Source organism: Pseudomonas sp. 21LCFQ02 (assembly GCF_024129895.2).
GTDB lineage: Bacteria > Pseudomonadota > Gammaproteobacteria > Pseudomonadales > Pseudomonadaceae > Aquipseudomonas.
The window spans coordinates 5,194,133-5,212,545 of sequence record NZ_CM178749.1; the positions used below are offsets into that span (position 1 = coordinate 5,194,133).

At 63.6% G+C, this 18,413-nt stretch carries 15 protein-coding genes; 9 read left to right on the forward strand and 6 right to left on the reverse strand.

Annotated elements, in window-relative coordinates; translation table 11 throughout:
* Nucleotides 1–26 precede the first annotated feature (26 nt).
* The gene (locus NJC40_RS23455) at nt 27–1,382 is read right to left on the reverse strand and encodes a class-II fumarase/aspartase family protein (RefSeq protein WP_253141825.1); all 1,356 of its coding nucleotides are present in this window, start codon (nt 1,380–1,382) and stop codon (nt 27–29) included.
* Between the two features lie 117 nt (nt 1,383–1,499).
* Between NJC40_RS23455 and NJC40_RS23460 the strand changes: the two genes are divergently transcribed.
* The 6 genes from NJC40_RS23460 (at nt 1,500) to NJC40_RS23485 (ending at nt 7,183) form a co-directional block, all read left to right on the forward strand.
* Nucleotides 1,500–2,231 (forward strand): GntR family transcriptional regulator, encoded by a 732-nt coding sequence (locus NJC40_RS23460; protein ID WP_045492381.1) that lies wholly within the window; start codon nt 1,500–1,502, stop codon nt 2,229–2,231.
* Between the two features lie 171 nt (nt 2,232–2,402).
* Nucleotides 2,403–3,296 carry an ABC transporter substrate-binding protein gene (locus NJC40_RS23465; RefSeq protein WP_253141823.1) on the forward strand — a complete coding sequence of 298 codons (894 nt, stop codon included), beginning with the start codon at nt 2,403–2,405 and terminating at the stop codon, nt 3,294–3,296.
* 119 nt (nt 3,297–3,415) lie between these two features.
* The gene (locus NJC40_RS23470; protein WP_253141821.1) at nt 3,416–4,417 is read left to right on the forward strand and encodes a FecCD family ABC transporter permease; all 1,002 of its coding nucleotides are present in this window, start codon (nt 3,416–3,418) and stop codon (nt 4,415–4,417) included.
* Nucleotides 4,414–5,457, forward strand: a complete 1,044-nt coding sequence (locus tag NJC40_RS23475; RefSeq protein ID WP_253141819.1) for a FecCD family ABC transporter permease — start codon at nt 4,414–4,416, stop codon at nt 5,455–5,457. Before NJC40_RS23470 ends, NJC40_RS23475 begins: the two co-directional genes overlap by 4 nt.
* A complete protein-coding gene (locus NJC40_RS23480) occupies nt 5,454–6,284 on the forward strand; it encodes an ABC transporter ATP-binding protein (RefSeq protein WP_045492389.1) in 831 nt (276 codons plus the stop codon). The genes NJC40_RS23475 and NJC40_RS23480 overlap by 4 nt, the downstream gene beginning before the upstream one ends.
* Nucleotides 6,285–6,364: 80 nt before the next feature.
* Nucleotides 6,365–7,183 carry a class I SAM-dependent methyltransferase gene (locus NJC40_RS23485; RefSeq protein ID WP_253141817.1) on the forward strand — a complete coding sequence of 273 codons (819 nt, stop codon included), beginning with the start codon at nt 6,365–6,367 and terminating at the stop codon, nt 7,181–7,183.
* Nucleotides 7,184–7,550: 367 nt separating this feature from the next.
* Here the strand turns inward: NJC40_RS23485 and NJC40_RS23490 are convergent, their stop codons facing one another.
* The 4 genes from NJC40_RS23490 to NJC40_RS23505 form a co-directional block, all read right to left on the reverse strand.
* Nucleotides 7,551–7,700, reverse strand: a complete 150-nt coding sequence (locus NJC40_RS23490) for a DUF2790 domain-containing protein (protein WP_253141815.1) — start codon at nt 7,698–7,700, stop codon at nt 7,551–7,553.
* Nucleotides 7,701–8,286: 586 nt separating this feature from the next.
* Complete coding sequence (locus NJC40_RS23495) at nt 8,287–11,430, reverse strand: CusA/CzcA family heavy metal efflux RND transporter (RefSeq protein WP_253141812.1); 3,144 nt, start codon at nt 11,428–11,430, stop codon at nt 8,287–8,289.
* Nucleotides 11,431–11,450: 20 nt separating this feature from the next.
* Nucleotides 11,451–12,788 (reverse strand): efflux RND transporter periplasmic adaptor subunit, encoded by a 1,338-nt coding sequence (locus tag NJC40_RS23500; RefSeq protein WP_253141809.1) that lies wholly within the window; start codon nt 12,786–12,788, stop codon nt 11,451–11,453.
* 57 nt (nt 12,789–12,845) lie between these two features.
* Nucleotides 12,846–14,048 (reverse strand): TolC family protein, encoded by a 1,203-nt coding sequence (locus tag NJC40_RS23505; protein WP_253141866.1) that lies wholly within the window; start codon nt 14,046–14,048, stop codon nt 12,846–12,848.
* A gap of 246 nt (nt 14,049–14,294) precedes the next feature.
* Between NJC40_RS23505 and NJC40_RS23510 the strand changes: the two genes are divergently transcribed.
* The 3 genes from NJC40_RS23510 to NJC40_RS23520 are packed head-to-tail and all read left to right on the forward strand — an operon-like array spanning nt 14,295 to nt 16,862.
* A complete protein-coding gene (locus NJC40_RS23510) occupies nt 14,295–14,969 on the forward strand; it encodes a heavy metal response regulator transcription factor (RefSeq protein WP_045492402.1) in 675 nt (224 codons plus the stop codon).
* Nucleotides 14,966–16,426 carry a heavy metal sensor histidine kinase gene (locus NJC40_RS23515; RefSeq protein ID WP_253141807.1) on the forward strand — a complete coding sequence of 487 codons (1,461 nt, stop codon included), beginning with the start codon at nt 14,966–14,968 and terminating at the stop codon, nt 16,424–16,426. Before NJC40_RS23510 ends, NJC40_RS23515 begins: the two co-directional genes overlap by 4 nt.
* A gap of 4 nt (nt 16,427–16,430) precedes the next feature.
* Nucleotides 16,431–16,862 (forward strand): DUF411 domain-containing protein, encoded by a 432-nt coding sequence (locus NJC40_RS23520; protein ID WP_492180590.1) that lies wholly within the window; start codon nt 16,431–16,433, stop codon nt 16,860–16,862.
* 30 nt (nt 16,863–16,892) lie between these two features.
* Here NJC40_RS23520 and NJC40_RS23525 read toward each other — a convergent pair whose 3' ends face one another.
* Nucleotides 16,893–18,371 carry an MFS transporter gene (locus NJC40_RS23525; RefSeq protein WP_253141804.1) on the reverse strand — a complete coding sequence of 493 codons (1,479 nt, stop codon included), beginning with the start codon at nt 18,369–18,371 and terminating at the stop codon, nt 16,893–16,895.
* Between the last annotated feature and the right edge of the window lie 42 nt (nt 18,372–18,413).

An 18,413-nucleotide genomic window follows, 5' to 3' on the forward strand; every position in this document is an offset into this window, starting at 1 on the left:
CCGCAGGCAGCAGGGCCCGCAAGGACTTAACGTGGCACGGCGCCGGGCCGCGCCAGGGCCAGGTCGACCATTTGTGGCGCCAGGCCCAGGTAGTTGGCCGGGTCGGTCAGGCGCTTGAGTTCTTCGACGTCCAGTTCGGCAGTGGCCTCGCCCTGGGCCAGCAAGGCATCGAGCAGGCTGATGCGCTGATCGTTGGCCAGGCGGCAGGCGGCGTACACCACATCGTGGGCAACCTGACGACCCAGTGCCGGGGCCAGGCCCATCATCACGGCTTCAGCGACGATCAGGCCCTGGGTCATGTCGAGGTTCTCGCGCATCCGCTCGGTGCGCACATCTAGCCCTGCCAGCATGAATCTGGCCTGGCCCAGCGAGGCGGCGCTCAGCGCGAAGGCTTCCGGAATGGCAATCCACTCGGCCTGCCAGGGACCTGTGGAGCGCTCGAAGTCCTGGATCATCGCATCGAGCATCAGCCCGGCCTGCTGGCGCACACCTTTGGCGGCGGCGTACATCAATTCGCAACTGATCGGGTTGCGCTTCTGCGGCATGGTGCTGCTGGCGCCACGGCCCTTGACGAACGGCTCATAGGCTTCGCCCAGCTCGCTGGTCATCATCATCATGATGTCCAGGGCGATCTTGCCCAGCGAGCCGGTAACCAGACCGAGGAAGTTCAGCGTCTCGGCCAGGCCGTCGCGGGCCACGTGCCAGGTCGCCTGCGGCACACCCAGCCCCAGTTCGGCCATCAGCGCCTCTTGCACTTCCAGGCCCTTGTCACCCAGCGAAGCCAGGGTGCCGGCGGCGCCGGCGAACTGCCCGACTTCAACCCGCGGACGCAGTTCCAGCAGGCGCTCGGCGTGACGGTCGAACATGCTCAGCCAGACTGCGCACTTGTAGCCGAAGGTGATCGGCAAGGCGTGCTGCAGGTGGGTACGGCCGGCCATCGGCGTGTCGCGATAGCGCTGCGCCAAACCGGCCAGCAGGCCTCGCACCGCCTGGATGTCGCGTTCGACGATGGCCAGCGCGGCGCGTACCTGCAACACCACGGCAGTATCCATGATGTCCTGGGTGGTCGCGCCCCAGTGCACGTAGCGGCCTGCCTCACCGCAGAGTTTCGACAGTTGCTCGACCAGCGGCAGGATCGGATAGCCGACGATCTCGGTCTCGTGCTGCATCAGTGCCAGGTCAAGGGACTCGTAGCGCGACAGCGCGGCGATCTGCTCGGCGGCTTCGACCGGCACTACGCCGCAACGCGCCTCGGCACGCGCCAGGGCCACTTCGACCTCGATGTAACGCTCGATCAACGCCTTGTCGGAGAACACCCCGCGCATCTCGGCAGTACCGAACATGTCGCGAAACAGAGTGGAGTCAAAAACGGTGGTGGACATGGGGCAGTATCCTGAAATGTTGTTATTGGCCGTACATATTTATTATGTCCGTACATAATTGTTGCCAGCACACTGATACACTGTCAACCGGTTGATCTGACGAGGCTGACAAAAGGCATGAACGAAACGCGCTATGCGGTGCTGGCAAGGGACTTGATGGAGGGCATCGGGTCAGGGAAATACCCGGTGGGCAGCCTGTTGCCGACCGAATTCGAGCTGTGTGAGCTCTATGAAGTCAGCCGTCATACAGTGCGGGCCGCGATCAACCAGTTGCAGACCCAGGGTCTGGTGTCACGGCGCAAACGGGTCGGCACCCGGGTCGAAGCCAGCTCGCCACGCGGCGGCTATTCGCACTCACTGGCCACGGTGTCGGACCTTGCCCATCTGGCCGAGACCCAGCAGCGCGATATTCAGGATGTCCGCCACTTTGTCGCCGACATTGCCCAGGCCAAGCGGCTTGGCCTGCAACCGGGCGAGCATTACTTTTGTGTGTCCAGTGTGCGGATCGACCGCGAGCACCCCAATGCGCCGTTGTGCTGGACCGATGTCTACGCCCAGGACGATTACGCCGACGTCATCGAGCAGGCCCGCGAGCAGCCCGGCGTGCTGATCGCCACCCTGATCGAGGCCGGTTTTGGCCGCTATATCGACGTCATCGACCAGCAGGTACGCGCGGTACTGCTTGACGCCGCGCTGGCGAAAAAACTCAACGCCGAACCGGGCTCGCCGGGGCTGAAGATTCTGCGCCAGTATCGCGATGATAGCGGCGAGTTGATTGTCGCTTCGGAGACGATCCACCCCGATGACCGCTTCACTCTGGTGTTGCAGATGAAGCGCGACCGCAGCTGACCCGGCCCGTAGCGGCCAATGTATAAAATGTAAAAACGCTTTACTCTCAAATGAGAAAAACTAGCATCCAGCGCCTGACTGATGCGTCAAGCGCTCTGGATTTGCTGTTTCTCCCTATCCTGTTGCAGCTATGGCGCCGACGTTTCTCTTTGCCTTGAAAGGACGCCCGCCATGCTCAAAACCCTCAGCCTGCTGATGCTTGCCTTTCTGGCTGGCCCGTTGCACGCCGCCGAGCGCATTGTCGACACCGCTTATGGGCCGATCAAACTGCAAGGCACCGCGCAGCGGGTCATCACCCTCGATGAGGACAGCTTCGATACCGCCCTGGCGCTGGGTATCCAGCCGGTCGGCACGGTCTCCACCCGTGGCAGTGACCAGGTCTCCAGCTACCTGAAAGACAAGGCCGGCAATCCAGCTATCGTCGGCACCAGCCGGGCGCCGAATATTGAAGCGATTTTCAAGCTCAAGCCGGACCTGATCCTGACCTCCAGCACCATCAACAAAGAGCTGTACGCCGCCTACAGCCGCATCGCGCCCACCGTGGTGGCCAAGGGCAACAGCAGCGCCGGCTGGCAGGACGGTACGCGGTTCTACGCCAAGGCACTGGACCGTGAAGCGCAAGGCAAGGCCGTGCTGCAGGCCATCGACACGCGCATCGAGGTACTCAAAGCCAACGTCCCGGCCGGGCAAAGCGTCTCGGTGGTGCGCTGGAACCCGCAGGGGCCGATGACCATGTCGAGCAAGATCTTTGCCGGTCAGTTGCTGAGCGCCGCCGGCTTCAAGAGCACTGAGCTGGCCAGCAGCCTGAGCAAGCCGCACAGCGACATCCTGAGCCTGGAGAACCTGAGCAAGATCGACGCCGACTGGCTGTTCGTCGCCAGCCTCAACAGCGATGGCGCCAAGACCCTGGCAACAGCACGTCAGCAACCGGCTTTCGAGCGTCTGGGCGCGGTGCGCAACAAGCAGGTGATCGATGTCGACGGCCAGGTCTGGTCCAGCGGGTCCGGCCCGCTGGCCGCCAATAAAGTGCTGGATGATCTGGAGAAGGTGTTCCTCAAGCCTTGATCTACAAGGCATAAGAAGCTTCGCGTAGGAGCAGCTTTAGCTGCGAAGCCTTTCGCGGCTAAAGCGGATCGCCGCCCGACCGCGCCTACGGGATAAAGACTCCCTCTTCAGACGTAACGATGACTGCAATCAACCCGCCCTACCGCACCACCCTCCTGGCCTGCGCCAGCTTGCTGGCGCTGGTCACCCTCGCCAGCCTGTTGTTCGGCGCGGGCGACACCAACCCGGCATCGGCCTTGCGAACCTTGCTTGGCCAAGGCAGCGCAGAACAACGCTTCGTGGTCTTCGAACTGCGCTGGCCACGCACCCTGCTCGGCCTGTTGGTCGGCGCAGCGCTGGGCGCGGCCGGGATCGTCTTGCAAGCCACCACCCGCAACCCGCTGGCCGAGCCGGGTCTGCTCGGCGTCAGTGCCGGGGCGTCGCTGGCGGTGGTGCTGGCGGTGGCCTGGGGCGCCAGCTCGGCGACGGTCAATCTGGGCGTGGCGGTCACAGGAGCACTGGTCGGCTGCCTGCTGGTGCTGCTGGTCAGCCGGGTCGCCACGCTGGGCAATGACCCGGTGCGGCTGGTGCTGGCCGGGGCGGCGTTCAGCAGCCTGCTGAGTGCCTTGACCGCGTTGATTCTGCTGCACGACCAACGCAGCGCCGATGAAATCCGTTTCTGGATCATCGGCGCCCTGGCCGGTCGCTCGGCCGATACGCTGCTGTGGAGCGTGCCGGGGGTGATCGCCGGGCTGTTGTTGCTGCTGCCGCTGATCCGCCCGCTGGCCAGCCTGGCACTGGGGGAACGCATGGCCAGCGGGCTCGGCCATCATCCGCAGTGGGTACGCTTCTGGGCGTTGATCGCCGTGGCGCTGTTGGTCGGCACTGCCACCTCGGCGGCCGGGCCGATCGGCTTCATTGGCCTGATTGTACCCTTCGTGGCGCGGCGTCTGGTCGGCCCGGACATCCGTCGCAGCCTGTTGCCTTCGCTATTGCTCGGCCCTTGTGTGCTGATTCTGGCCGACATCCTGTCGCGCCTGAGCGTACGCCCTTACGAACTGCCGATCGGGGTCATTACCGCCTTTATCGGCGCACCGATCCTGATTGCCGTGGTGCGTGGTCAGAGGATTCCCCGCCTATGAACCTGCCACCGCTTGCCGGCTACTGGCTGATCCGCACGGGTCGTTACTCGCTGCTGTTGCCCAAGCGCGCCACCGCCGCCACCTGCGGCCTGACGCTGGCGTTGCTGGTGGTTTGCGCGGTCAGCCTGGCCAGCGGCGCTGCCGGGCTCAGCCCGTGGGGCGCCGGGTTGGCACTGTTCGGCCAGGGCGACGCCCTGAATGTGTTCCTGATCCGCGAGCTGCGCCTGGAGCGCCTGCTCGCCGGGTTGCTGAGTGGCGCAGCACTGGGCGCGGCCGGCTGCCTGCTGCAAACCCTGGCGCGTAACCGCTTGGCCACCCCCGGCGTGATCGGCATCGACGACGGCGCAACCGCCTTCGCCGTGGCATCGATTGTCGCTATCCCTACCAGCCTGGCCCCTTCGGGGTTGGCGCTGTTCGGTGCACTGACCGCCGCCGCCCTGGCATTCGGGCTAGGCGGCAGCGGCTCGCGTGGCTATCGCTTTATCGTGGTCGGCATTGGCGTTGGCGCGGTGTTCGGCGCGCTGACCAACCTGATGCTGGCGCGCACCGACATCGACAGCGCCAACCTCGCCTACCCCTGGACCGTCGGCACCCTCAGCGCCCGGCCTTGGCTGGCGGTCCAGAGCCTGGGCATCGGCCTGTTGCTGGCGCTGCCCTGCTGCCTGGCCCTGACCCGTGCGCTGGCGACCCTGCGTTTCAACGACCAGGTGGCACAAGGGCTCGGCATCGCGCTGCGCCGGGTGCGGATCATGATCCTCGCCCTGACCGTGTTGCTCACCGGGCTGGCAGTCGCGGTGGTCGGCCCGGTTGGCCTGATAGCCCTGGCCGCACCGGAACTGGCCCGTTACCTGTCGGGCCATCGCGGCGTGCCGCTAGTCAATGCCGCACTGGCCGGCGCGCTGTTGATGGTCTGTGCCGACTGGAGCGGACGCACCCTGCTGGCACCGCTGGAAATTCCCGTGGGCATCGTCACCGCCATCGTTGGCGGCCCTTATCTGCTGTGGATCCTGACCCGCCAACCCGCACGGAGTACCCCATGAGCCTCAACCCTGCGCTACTGCACAGCGATGCCCCGGTTGCCGACCTGCAAGCCCGGGAGCTGAGCCTGGACTACGCCCGCACGCGGATCATTGAAGGGCTGTCGTTGCGCGTGCCGCAGCAGCAGGTCACCGCGATTGTCGGCCCCAACGGTTGCGGCAAGTCGACCTTGCTGGCCGGGCTCAGCCGTCTGCACAAGCCCAGTGCCGGTGCGGTGCTGCTCGATGGCAAAGCCATCAGCGAGCTGCCGACCCGCACTGTGGCCCGGCGTCTGGCACTGTTGCCCCAGGACGCCAGCGCCCCGGATGGCCTGACCGTCCATGAACTGGTGCGCTTCGGCCGTCAGCCGCATCAAGGTATGCTCAGTCAGTGGTCGGAGCAGGACCGGCTGATCGTCGATGCGGCGATTGCCGCCGCCGACCTGAGCGCGCTGGAGCACCGACCACTGGAGTCGATGTCCGGCGGCCAGCGCCAGCGCGCCTGGATCGCCATGGCTATCGCCCAGGCCACGCCGCTGTTGCTGCTCGACGAACCCACCTCGGCCCTGGACCTCGGCCATCAGATCGAGGTATTCGAGCTGATTGGCGCTCTGGCCAAAGCAGGCAAGACCATCGTCATGGTGGTTCACGACCTGTCCAGCGCCTGTCGTTATGCCGATTATCTGGTGGCGATGCAGGACGGCCGCATCGTGGCCGAAGGGGCGCCGGCCGAGGTGGTCACCGGCGATCTGGTCGAGCAATTGTACGGGGTCAAATGCGAGTTGCTGCGCGATCCGCATAGCGGTACGCCGATCATTGCTGGCGTGCAGCGCATTAGAACTGTCGGTTAGGTGCAGAGCAGAAAATGTTGCAAGGATGTTACACAGTCGCGTGTTAGGTTTCCTTCACAGTCACTTTTTTCAGGATGAATATGAAACCGACGCTCCTGGCTCTGACCCTCACGACCCTGCTCGCACCGTCTGTTACCCACGCGGCCAACCATCCCGTCACGATCAGCGACCAGCAATACACCGAGGTGCTGGCGGGCGACTGGCGCTCGAGAGACAACAGTGCCAGGGATGTCTATCGTCACCCCAAGGAGACTCTGCAATTCTTCGGCTTGCAGGCCAACCAGACGGTGATCGAGATCAGCCCAGGTGGCGGCTGGTACAGCGAGATCATCTCGCCGCTGGTCAAGGATCACGGGCATTACATCGCTGCGGTGCAGGATCCGGCCTCCGGCGAGTATTACCAGAAGGCGGCAGAGCGGATCAAAGCCCGGTTCAAGGATGACCCAAAGCGTTTTGCCAATGCCCAGGTGGTGGCGTTCGATCCCAAGGCGCCGGTATTCGGCCCGGCGGCTTCGGCAGACCGGGTGCTGACGTTCCGCAATGTGCATAACTGGACCGACGCGAACACCGCCGAGGCAACGTTTGCGGCGTTTTTCAAGGTGCTCAAGCCCGGTGGTGTTTTGGGTGTGGAGGATCATCGAGCCAAGGATGGGACGGATCTGGCGAGCAATAAGCAGACCGGTTATCTGCCGACGGATTACGTGGTGAAGCTGGCGCTGGATGCGGGGTTCAAGCTGGCTGACAAGAGTGAGGTCAATGCCAATCCCAAGGACACCAAGGACTACCCGGCCGGGGTCTGGAGCCTGCCGCCGACCTATAAGCTCGGCGAGCAGGACAAGGCGAAATATGCGGCGATTGGGGAGTCGGATCGGTTCACTTTGAAGTTTGTGAAGCCGTAGGAGCGGTTTTAACCGCGAAGGCCTTTCGCTTTATGCAAGGGTCTTTGCCGCGGTTGTCTGGGCTGCGGGTTTCGCCCCGACGGGCGAGTTACTTTGGTTTCGCCCAAAGTAACCAAAGGCATTGCTCCTGGCTTGGGTCCGCCCTGCGGGCGAACTTCCCTCCGTCCGGCATCGATTCGGGGGCCGGCGCGATGGGCATCCCTGCCCAGCGCACCTGAAACTGGCTTCCCTGCCAGTTTCTCCCCCGAATCGCCGCCTACCTTCGGCCAGCGCCCAAGTCGCGATTTGCGTCGTCTGTGCCATATCGGTACGAAGAGCAAGAACAGAGCAACAGCAGCCAGCCAACAGTGTGGGTCAGGCTGACGCCTTACTGATTAGACCGGCAATCACTCATCGCCTGGTAGCGCACGGCTTTGAGTGTGCCTTGGGTGTCTTCGTAGACCATCAGGCGCGAGACGACATCGCAGGTTTTGCCCAGCGGGCTCTGGAATTTGACCTGGGCAACATCCAGTGGCATGCCGTAGCGATACTCTTCGATCTGCGGTGCAGGCTGGCCGGCTTTGTCGGCGTATTGCTGTACGGTCTCGCGCCAGGCCTAGGCGGTTTTTTCCGAAAAGTTGTGGTTGGGGCTGTAGGCCTGGGCGGCCAGTGGCAGGGTCAGAACGAGGCCGGCGACAAGCATCTTGAACATACGCATGGTGGTTCTCCGTCAAAAGATGGCCTCAGGTTAACGAGGCGCGGATTAACCGGGCATTACCTGCGCATTACCATTTCGTCATCTGCAACTGCCTGACAGATAAACAAAAAACCCGCCATCTCACTAGGGGCTGTTGACGTTTCATCACAACCGCGCCGAGGTCTGTTTTGTCGGCCTGCATAGGCTTCACTCTGCTGAAGTGTGTGTGACAAAACAGCCACGGCCCTGCGGGTTGCGCCCCAAATCGCGCCAGCTCGGGCGGCGCTCCGCTCGTTGAAGAACTTGAAAAGGGAGCGACCATTTCCTGCGTCCTTCGCCTCGCCTGACACGATTTGGCGCTGCAACGCGGCCTGCGCTGAAACGTCAACAGCCCCTAGGGCGGGTTGTGTGATTCAGGGTTGCCGGATCAGTCCTGCTCGCGCCGGTGCGCCCACTGGTACAGCGCTGGCAGCACCAGCAGGGTCAGTGCGGTGGATGACAGGATGCCGCCGATCACCACAGTCGCCAGCGGCCGTTGCACTTCCGCGCCAGTGCCGGTGGCAAGTGCCATGGGGATGAAGCCCAACGACGCTACCAGGGCGGTCATCAATACCGGACGCAAGCGGGTCAAGGCGCCTTCGTTGATCGCATCGGCCAGTGAACGGCCTTCTTCGCGCAGGTTGCGGATGAACGAGATCATCACCAGACCGTTGAGTACCGCCACGCCCGACAAGGCGATAAAGCCCACCCCGGCAGAGATCGACAGCGGGATGTCGCGCAGCCACAGCGCCAGCACGCCGCCGGTCAACGCGAAGGGAATGCCGGTGAACACCAGCAGGCCGTCCTTGAGGTTGTTGAACATCATGAACAACAGGGTCAGCACCAGCAGCAAGGCGATCGGCACCACGATCTGCAAACGCTGCGCCGCCGATTGCAGTTGCTCGAATTGCCCACCCCAGGTGGTCCAGTAACCGGCCGGAATCCGTACCTGCTCTTGCAAGGTCTGCCCCGCCTCAGCAACAAATGAGCCCAGGTCACGCCCACGCACGTTGGCGCTGACCACCACCACCCGCTTGCCGTTTTCCCGGCTGATCTGGTTCGGCCCCAGTTCCAGATCCAGGCTGGCGACCTGGGCCAGGGTGATGAAGCCGATCTGCTGCCCGGCAGCACCCGCTCCAGCGATGCCTGGCACCGGTATCAGCAGACTGGCCAAGGCGTCGAGGTCTGTGCGCAGGTTTTCCGGCAGACGCACCACCATGTCGAAGCGGCGGTCGCCTTCGTACAAGGTGCCGGCCTCACTACCACCGACGGCAATCGCGATCGCGTCCTGCACATCACCGATATTGAGGCCGTAGCGCGCGGTCTTGTTGCGGTCGATGTTAATGGTCAGGATCGGCAGGCCGGTGGTCTGTTCGACTTTCACCTCGGAGGCGCCTGGCACGTTCTGCAGGCTGGCGGCGATTTGTGCAGCGGTCTGGTTCAGCACCTGCATGTCGTCGCCAAACACCTTGACCGCCACATCGCTGCGTACCCCGGAAATCAGCTCGTTGAAGCGCAACTGGATCGGCTGCGACAGTTCATAGTTGCTGCCCGGCACGCCGGCCGCTGCCGCTTGCAGTTCGGCAATCAGGGTTTCACGAGACTTGTCCGGGTCCGGCCATTCACTGCGGTCTTTGAGCATCACGTAGCTGTCAGAAATGTTCGGCGGCATCGGGTCGGCGGCGATTTCGGCGGTGCCGGTCCGGGCGAAGACCCGCTCGACTTCCGGCATTTTTTCCATCACGGCCTTTTCCAGACGCTGCTGCATGTCGACCGACTGGCTGAGGCTGGTGCCTGGCACCCGCAACGCCTGCAAGGCAAAGTCGCCTTCACTCAGGCTGGGAATGAACTCGCTGCCCATGCGGCTGGCGGTAAAGCCGGACAACACCACCAACAGCACCGCCACGGCAAAGGCAGCCGCGCGATGACCAAGCACCCAGCGCAATACCGGGGCATAGCCCTGACGCGCCTTGCGCATCACCAACCCCTCTTCTTCCTTGACCTTGCCGGTGACGAGCATGGCAATGGCCGCTGGCACGAAGGTCACCGACAGGATCATCGCGCCAAGCAGGGCGATCACCACGGTAAAGGCCATCGGGTGGAACATCTTGCCCTCGACCCCGGTGAGGGCAAAGATCGGCAGGTACACCACCATGATGATCAACTGACCAAAAATCAGCGGGCGGCGCGCCTCTTTCGCGGCGGCAAACACTTCATGGAAGCGCTCGCTGCGGGTCAGCAGGCGACCATGTTTGTGTTGCGCATGGGCCAGACGGCGGATCGAGTTCTCGACGATCACTACGGCGCCGTCGACGATGATGCCGAAGTCCAGCGCGCCCAGGCTCATCAGGTTGGCGCTGACCCGGTTGCTGAACATCCCGGTGAAAGTGAACAGCATCGACAACGGAATCACCATGGCGGTGATCAACGCGGCGCGGATATTACCGAGAAACAGAAACAGAATGACGATGACCAGGATCGCCCCTTCGATCAGGTTCTTCTTCACCGTGGCAATGGCCTTTTCGACCAGGTTGGTGCGGTCGTAGACAGTCACCGCCACCACGCCCTCAGGCAGGTTACGGTTGATCTCTGCCAGCTTTGCCGCCACGGCCTGCGAGACCGTGCGGCTATTCTCGCCGATCAGCATGAACACGGTGCCCAGCACCACTTCGCGGCCATTCTCGGTGGCGGCACCAGAGCGCAGCTCTTTGCCGATCATTACCTCAGCCACATCACTGACCCGCACCGGCGTGCCCTGGGCGCTGGTCACCACGACGTTGGCGATGTCTTGCAGGCTGCCCAACTGGCCGGGCGCACGAATCAGCAATTGCTCGCCGCCACGCTCCACATAACCGGCGCCAACGTTAGCGTTGTTGCGCTCAAGCGCAGTCAGCAGGTCAGCCAGGGTCAATTTGTAGGCCGCCAGCTTGCGCGGGTCCGGAGCGATCTGGAACTGCCGGGCGAAGCCGCCGATGGTATTGATCTCTGCCACCCCTGGCACATTGCGCAGTTGCGGCTTGATGATCCAGTCCTGGATCACCCGCAGGTCGGTGGGGGTATAGGCGGTGCCGTCTTCCTTGAGCGCACCGGGTTTGCTTTCCACCGTCCACAGGAAGATCTCCCCAAGCCCGGTGGACACCGGGCCCATGATCGCATCGGTCCCGGCCGGCAATTGCTGACGGGCATTCTGCAAGCGCTCGCTGACCCACTGGCGGGCGGCGAACAGGTCAGTGCCCTCTTTGAAAATCACCGTGACTTGCGACAGCCCCGAGCGCGACAGCGAACGGGTCTGCTGCAGGCCGGGCAGACCGGCCATTGCGGTTTCGATGGCAAAGGTGATGCGCTGCTCGGTTTCCAGTGGCGAAAAGCCCGGTGCAGCGGTGTTGATCTGCACCTGGACGTTGGTAATGTCCGGGACCGCGTCGATGGGCAGCTTCTGATAGCTGACGATCCCCAGACCGGCCATGAGCAAGACAGCGAGCATCACCACGATACGCTGCTCGATAGCGAATTGAATCAGGCGTTCAAACATGCGGATTTACTCATGGCCTGTTAGTGAGAGTGCTCAGCCGAGCCTTTGCCCAGCTCCGACTTCAAGACGAAACTGCCGGCAGCGGCGATCTGCGCACCGGCCTGCAAGCCACCGAGGACCTCCACATGGCCGTTGGCACGGCGCCCGGTCATTACCGGCTGGGCCTTGAAGCCCTCGGCATTGCGCAGGAACACCACGGTATTGTTTTCAACGGTCTGCAAGGCGGCCTCCGGCACGCTCAACGCCGCCTGACCGTCAGCCGTCGCCACCTCGATGTTGACCAGCAGTCCGGGGCGCCAGGCGCCTTGCGGGTTGGCCAGGGTCACCCGCACCTGGGCGGTGCGGCTCAGTTCACCGAGCAGGTTGCCGACATAACCGACCTTGCCCTGCACCTGGGCATTGAGGTCTGGCGCGGTGACCACCACCTCACGACCGATCATGACCTTGTCCAGGTCCTTGGCCGTGACACCAAACGTGGCCCAGACCCGCGACAGGTCCGACAACGTGAAGGCATTGCTGGCCTCGTTGACCACCTCACCGATGCTCAGGTGCTTCTCGACGATCATCGCGTCGAACGGGGCAACCAGTTCATAGCGGTTGCCGCCATCAGGGCTCAGCCCGGCGCCGATGACCGAGAGTTTCTGCCGGGCATTGGCGACATTGATCTGCGCCTCCTGATAGGCCTGACGGGCCAGTTGGTAGTCCTGTTCGGCAGAGATCTTGTCCTGCCAGAGGGTCTTTTCCCGCTGTAATGTGCTGCCGGCGGTTTCCAAGCGGCGCTGGGCGGCGCTCAGCTCACTGCGTTGGTCTGCGATCTGCGGGCTGGAGATCACTGCCAGCACCTGGCCTTTTTTGACTTGCTGGCCCAATTCGACCATCACTCGCTCTACCACCCCGCTGACCCGCGGCACGATGTGCGCGGTGCGGTCCTCATCAAACCGGATCTCGCCGGGAAAGCTGGCCGACAGGTTCAGCGGCCGGGTTGTGGCGACCGCCAGCTCGATGCCGGCGGCGCGAATCTGCTCGGCGGATAACTCGACCTGCCCTTGCTCTTCTTCGTGGCCGTGCTCATCAGCGCCTTGCTCTGCATTGCCATGTTCATCGGCCCCATGCGCCTGTTCATCCTTGTGCCCGTCATCGTCCTTGTGTCCCTCTTGCCGGGCATGAGCCTGCCCGTCAGGTTTGGGGGCGTCGGCGTTGGCCGGCTCGGGATGGTCATGGTCGTGCGCTTCGTGGCCCGCTGGCGCCGCCTGAGCACTGGCCAGCACTGCACCGCGTTCGTCGTTCAGGGTCAGACTGCCGATGCCGCCCAGGGCGACCAGCGCCACCGCAATGGCCAGGCTGCGTTTGTTGTTCATGAAAGCTCCTGCAAGGTCATGGCCTGCACTGCGCGCGCGGCGCAAGCCGGAATCGGATCAGAGGGGGTTGGCGCCGTAGATGCGCTCGATGGCGGCGCGGGCCTCACTGCCGGCGGCCAGGGCTTGGAGGTAACGGCCACGGGCGTCGATCAGGGTGCGTTGGGCATCGAGCACGTCGATGAAGCCGAACTTGCCCATTTCAAAACCGCGGGTGGCCGTGTCCAAGGCTTGCTGCGCGGCAGGCAGGATGATGCGGCTGAACGACGCCACCTCACTGCTGGCGGTGCTCCACTGCTCCAGGGCCGAACGGGTGCGGGTGCGCAGGTCCAGCTCGACGGCGTTGCGCAGATCGCGGGCCTGATCGGCGCGCCGGGATGCGGCCAGTACGTTGCCCTGGTTGCGATCGAACAGCGGCAACGGCATCGACATGCCAACCACATTGACCCGCTCGCGGTCTTCACGGCTGTACTGGCTGCCGACACTGACGGTCAGGTTGGGAACCCGCTGGGCACGCGCCGAACCGAGCATGGCTTCACGCTGCTGGATCTGCGCCTCGGCCAGGCGCAAGGCGGGGGCCTGCTCAAGCCGGTCGAACAATGCTGCCGCTGTCGGCGCCTGGCCGGGTGCCAGATCGGCGCTGTACAGGCTGTCGAACTCACCCTCCTGCGTCCCGATAACCCTGGCCAGCTGGCGCAGGCTGTCGGCCTGGGCGGTGCGGGCCTTGCGCAGTTGCAGTTCGGTTTCGGCCAGTTGCACCTGGGCGCGGGTTGCCTCGACCGGCGACACTTGGCCGGCCCGTACCCGGCCGTCAGCCACCCGCAAACCACGCTCGGCCAGTTGCAGCGACTGGCCGGCCAGTTCGACGGCGGTGTGCGCCCGCGCCGCGGCATGGAAAGCCAGCAGCACATCGGCGCGCAGCTCCAGGCTGCGCCGCTCCAGTTCCAGGCGCGCCGCGTCCTGGCCGCGTTCGGCTACATCGATGCGCGCACCACGCTTGCCCCCCAGTTCCAGCGCCTGGCTGAGCATCACCGTGGTGGTGCGGGTGTCGCGGCGGGTGTCTTCTGCCTCCCAGGACAGCTCGGGATTGGGCAACAGGCCAGCCTGACGCCGCTCGCCTTCGGCGATACCGATGTCCTGGCGGACTGCGGCAAGCTCCGGATTGCGCGCAAAGGCGGCATCGATTGCGGCCGCCAGGGTCAACGGCGCCGCATGCAGATGACTGGCCGGCAACAGCAGGGCACACAGCACCCCGGCGCGAATCATCAGTCGATATGGTTTACGATCCCCAGACACTTGACACCCCCGACGCAACACAAAAACAGCCCCGAAAGGGGCCGAAAAAGGAATGCGGGGGACTGTAGAAAAGCGGCGTTATCGACAAGATTGCCGGAAAATTACAATTCTGTTATCCGGCCGAAATGGCCAGCGATCTGTATTACAGTGCGGCAGCTTTTTACCCTGCGCTGAGCTTCCCGGCTCAAGCCGGTCCTACGAGGAACCTATTCGATGCGTATCCTGGTTGTCGACGACGAACCCAAAACCGCTGAATACATGCATCAGGGCCTGACCGAAAGCGGTTACGTGGTGGATGTCGCCGGCACCGGCATCGATGGCCTGCATCTGGCGCGTACCCAGGATTACGAGCTGATCATCCTCGACGTCAACCTGCCGCAGCTCGAAGGCTGGGAAGTGCTGGCAGCGATTCGTGCCAGCAGCCATACCCGGGTGATGATGGTCACCGCCCGCGGGCGCCTCGAAGACCGGGTCAAAGGCCTGGACATGGGCGCCGACGATTATCTGGTCAAGCCCTTCGAGTTTCCCGAGCTGCTCGCCCGGGTGCGGACCCTGCTGCGACGCAGCGATCAACCCGGCCTGCCCAGTGTATTGCGCATCGCCGATCTGGAACTGGACCATGGCCGGCACCGGGCATTTCGCGGCAACCGACGCATTGACCTGACCACCAAGGAATTCGCCCTGCTGCACCTGCTGATGCGCCACAGCGGCGAAGTGTTGTCGCGCACGCGGATCATCTCTCAGGTCTGGGACATGAATTTCGACTGCGACACCAACGTGGTGGAGGTCTCGATCCGTCGCCTGCGGGCCAAGATCGACGACCCCTTTGACTGCAAGCTGATCCACACCCTGCGCGGCGTGGGTTATGTGCTGGAAGCCCGGCAATGACCCTGGCACGCCCCACCATGCGGCTTTCCATGCGCCTGGGTCTGACCGTCAGCGCTCTGTGTGCGTTGCTGGTGCTGGGCATGGCGACGTTTTCCTGCCTGACCATTTCCCGGCAACTGGACATTCGTGCGCAGAACGAACTGACCGACAAGCTGCGCCAGATCCGGCACAGCCTGACCGAGAGTTCCTGGTCGGGCAATGACCGATCGCTGAACTCGCACAACCTGCGCGACCAGATTGTCGGCCATGACAATTTCACCCTGACCCTGCTCGACGCCAGCGTACCGCGTCGGCGCCTGCTGGTGATCGGCAAGGATGAAGGTGCGCCGCTACCGGAGTCGTTGTTCAATGACCAGGCGCAGGATTTTCAAGCGTTGCGCAGCGACACCGGCCATGGGCTGCTGGTCGCCGCCAGCCCGATGCAGTTGCGCAGCGGCCAGCAGGTGCTGGCCGTGCTGACACTGGACCGTAAGGATGACGACGAACTGCTGCGCGCCTACGTGCAATCGACCCTGATCGCCTTGCCAGTGATATTTTTGCTGGTCGGCGGGGGTGCCTGGTGGGTGGTGCGCCGCTCGCTGCGCCCGCTCAAGGCCTTTGGCAAAGTCGCTGCCCAGGTCTCGGCACGCGACCTGTCGCAGCGCCTGACCAGCAGCGGCTTACCTGATGAGCTTCAGGGGCTGGCCCGGGCGATCAACGTAATGCTCCAGCGTCTGGATGACGACATCAGCCAGCTGGCGCAGTTTTCCGACGACTTGGCTCACGAACTGCGCTCGCCGATCAATAATCTGATGGGCAAGGCGCAAGTCACGCTGTCTCGCGAACGTCCTGCAGAAGACTACAAACAGGCGCTGGAGTCATGCACCGAAGAACTCGAACGCCTGTCGCGCATGGTCAGCCAGATGCTGTTTCTGGCCAGCATCAACCAACCCGTTGCAGCGCTGGCAACTGACCCGGTCAACCTGCGCGAAGAAGCCGACAAAGTCGTCGAGCTGTTCGAGCTGACCGCCGAAGAACGCGACATCAAGCTGCAGGTCAACGGCACTGCCTGTACTCGGGGCGACCGGCTGATGATCCAGCGGGCAATCTCCAACCTGCTGTCCAACGCTATCCGCCATGCGCCGCCAGGAACCCGGGTAACGTTGCTGTTGTCGGTGCACAGCGAACAGGCCAGCCTCGCCATCAGTAACGCCGGTGAAGGGATTGCCGCCGAACACCTGCCACGCTTGTTCGACCGTTTCTACCGGGTTCACGCCAGCCGCGCCCGCCACCAGGGCGGTACCGGCCTGGGGCTGGCCATCGTGCGCTCGATCATGCAGATCCACGAAGGTGAGGTGACGGTGACCAGTGAACCGGGCGGCCTGACCACCTTCAGCCTGACCTTCCCCCATGGCGCTGCGCGCCTGAATTCAACGACCACCACGGGCAAGACTTATGCAATTGGCGAACCTGACTAAACCGCTGCGCACCCTGCTGCTGACCACCTTCGCCGCCAGCGCGGCCCTGGCTCAGGCTGCACCGACCATCGACGTGCATCGCGACGCCAACTGCGGCTGCTGCAAACAATGGATCAAGCACCTGCAAGACAACGGTTTTAGCGTCAATGATCACGTCGAAACCGATATGGCGGCCGTCAAACAACGCCTCGGGGTCCCCCACGGGCTGGGCTCGTGCCATACCGGTGTGATCGACAGCAAATTCGTCGAAGGCCATGTACCGGCCACACAGATCATCGACCTGAACAAACGCCCGGAACTGCTCGGCATCGCCGTACCGGGCATGCCCATCGGTTCGCCGGGCATGGAACACGGCGACCGCCAGGACGCCTATCAGGTGATCGGGGTTACGGCGTCAGGTGAGCGGCCGGTGGTGGCAGAGTATCCGGGGCGCTGACAGGCTGGCCAGACACCCGCTTGCCCGTCATCAGTCAGCCTGCGATAAGGGCCGCGCCACATGCTCCAGCGACTTGCGCTCTGCCGCCACCCCCCAGATCGCCTGGACCAGCGCGGCCATGATCATCAGCCCGGCGCCGATCAGGTAGCCGACCAGCACATGGCTGCGCTCGCCCGTTTCGATCAGGGCGCCGAACAGGGTCGGGCCGCTGATGCCGCCCAGCCCGGTGCCGAAGGCGTAGAACACGGCAATCGCCAGGGCGCGGATTTCCAGCGGGAAGGTTTCTGCCACGGTGAGGTAGGCCGAACTGGCGGCGGCTGAGGCAAAGAAGAAGATCACCATCCAGGCGATGGTCTGTTCGACTACATCCAGGGCGCCCTGCTCGAACAGGTAACCGCTGACAGCCAGCAAGGCACCGGAAATGAAATAGGTGGCGCTGATCATGATCCGCCGCCCCAGCACGTCGAACAGCCGGCCCAGCAGCAGCGGGCCGCAGAAATTGCCCAGTGCAAACGGCAGCACGTACCAGCCGACCTGCGCCGAGGGTACCTGGTAAAAATCGGTGAGCACCAGCGCGTAAGTGAAGAAGATCGCGTTGTAGAAAAACGCCTGGGCGGTAAGCAGACTCATACCCACCACCGCTCGTACGCGGTGCACCACAAACAGGCTACTGAACACTTCCTTGAGCGGCGTGTGGTCACGTGCCCGCAGGCGTAGCGGCTTGCCCTGCGGCGGCGGCAAAGCGATGCCGCGCTCGTGGTAGCGGCGTTCAATGGCCTCGACGATGCGCTGCGCGGCTTCGGGCTGATTATGAATCAACAGCCAGCGCGGGCTTTCCGGAATCCACAGGCGCATGAACACAATCAACAACCCCAGGATCGCGCCGATCCCGAAACACAGCCGCCAGCCAGTTTCGCTGCCGACAAAATCAGGGTCGAGCAGCATGATCGAACCTGCCGCGCCCAGTGCTGCGCCAATCCAGAAGGTGCCGTTGATGGTCAGGTCGACCCAGCCGCGAAAGCGCGCCGGCGTGAATTCCTGAATGGTCGAATTGATGGCCGTGTATTCACCGCCGATCCCCGCGCCGGTCAGAAAGCGAAACAACAGAAAGCTCCACAAATTCCAGGCAAATGCCGTGGCTGCGGTGGCGCCGATGTATACAAACAGGGTGATGAAGAACAGCTTGCGCCGACCCAGACGGTCGGTGAGCCAGCCAAAAAACAACGCCCCAAGCACCGCACCGGCAATGTACACCGCACCCGCCAGGCCAATGTCGGCATTGCTCATTTGCTGCACGGGGCTGTCTTTCAGGGCGCCGGCCACCGAGCCGGCCAGCGTCACCTCCAGCCCATCGAGCAGCCAGGCGATACCCAGCGCCAGCACCAGCAAGCTATGAAAACGGCTCCAGGGCAAACGGTCCAGGCGCGCCGGCAGGTCCGTCTCGTGGATTAGCGCCTGATTGTGTTCAGACACTCCAGCGCTGCCCTGCCCGTTGGTTCCCTGGCTCATCGAGTAACTCCTTGGCGATCGACCTCCACCTGTGATTCACAA

What these genes read in the sequence shown, in the direction of transcription:
- NJC40_RS23455 (WP_253141825.1), bottom strand. Translation starts at nt 1,382, where the DNA reads ATGTCCACCACCGTTTTTGACTCCACTCTGTTTCGCGACATGTTCGGT.
- NJC40_RS23460 (WP_045492381.1), top strand. Translation starts at nt 1,500, where the DNA reads ATGAACGAAACGCGCTATGCGGTGCTGGCAAGGGACTTGATGGAGGGC.
- NJC40_RS23465 (WP_253141823.1), top strand. Translation starts at nt 2,403, where the DNA reads ATGCTCAAAACCCTCAGCCTGCTGATGCTTGCCTTTCTGGCTGGCCCG.
- NJC40_RS23470 (WP_253141821.1), top strand. Translation starts at nt 3,416, where the DNA reads ATGACTGCAATCAACCCGCCCTACCGCACCACCCTCCTGGCCTGCGCC.
- NJC40_RS23475 (WP_253141819.1), top strand. Translation starts at nt 4,414, where the DNA reads ATGAACCTGCCACCGCTTGCCGGCTACTGGCTGATCCGCACGGGTCGT.
- NJC40_RS23480 (WP_045492389.1), top strand. Translation starts at nt 5,454, where the DNA reads ATGAGCCTCAACCCTGCGCTACTGCACAGCGATGCCCCGGTTGCCGAC.
- NJC40_RS23485 (WP_253141817.1), top strand. Translation starts at nt 6,365, where the DNA reads ATGAAACCGACGCTCCTGGCTCTGACCCTCACGACCCTGCTCGCACCG.
- NJC40_RS23490 (WP_253141815.1), bottom strand. Translation starts at nt 7,700, where the DNA reads ATGCCACTGGATGTTGCCCAGGTCAAATTCCAGAGCCCGCTGGGCAAA.
- NJC40_RS23495 (WP_253141812.1), bottom strand. Translation starts at nt 11,430, where the DNA reads ATGTTTGAACGCCTGATTCAATTCGCTATCGAGCAGCGTATCGTGGTG.
- NJC40_RS23500 (WP_253141809.1), bottom strand. Translation starts at nt 12,788, where the DNA reads ATGAACAACAAACGCAGCCTGGCCATTGCGGTGGCGCTGGTCGCCCTG.
- NJC40_RS23510 (WP_045492402.1), top strand. Translation starts at nt 14,295, where the DNA reads ATGCGTATCCTGGTTGTCGACGACGAACCCAAAACCGCTGAATACATG.
- NJC40_RS23515 (WP_253141807.1), top strand. Translation starts at nt 14,966, where the DNA reads ATGACCCTGGCACGCCCCACCATGCGGCTTTCCATGCGCCTGGGTCTG.
- NJC40_RS23525 (WP_253141804.1), bottom strand. Translation starts at nt 18,371, where the DNA reads ATGAGCCAGGGAACCAACGGGCAGGGCAGCGCTGGAGTGTCTGAACAC.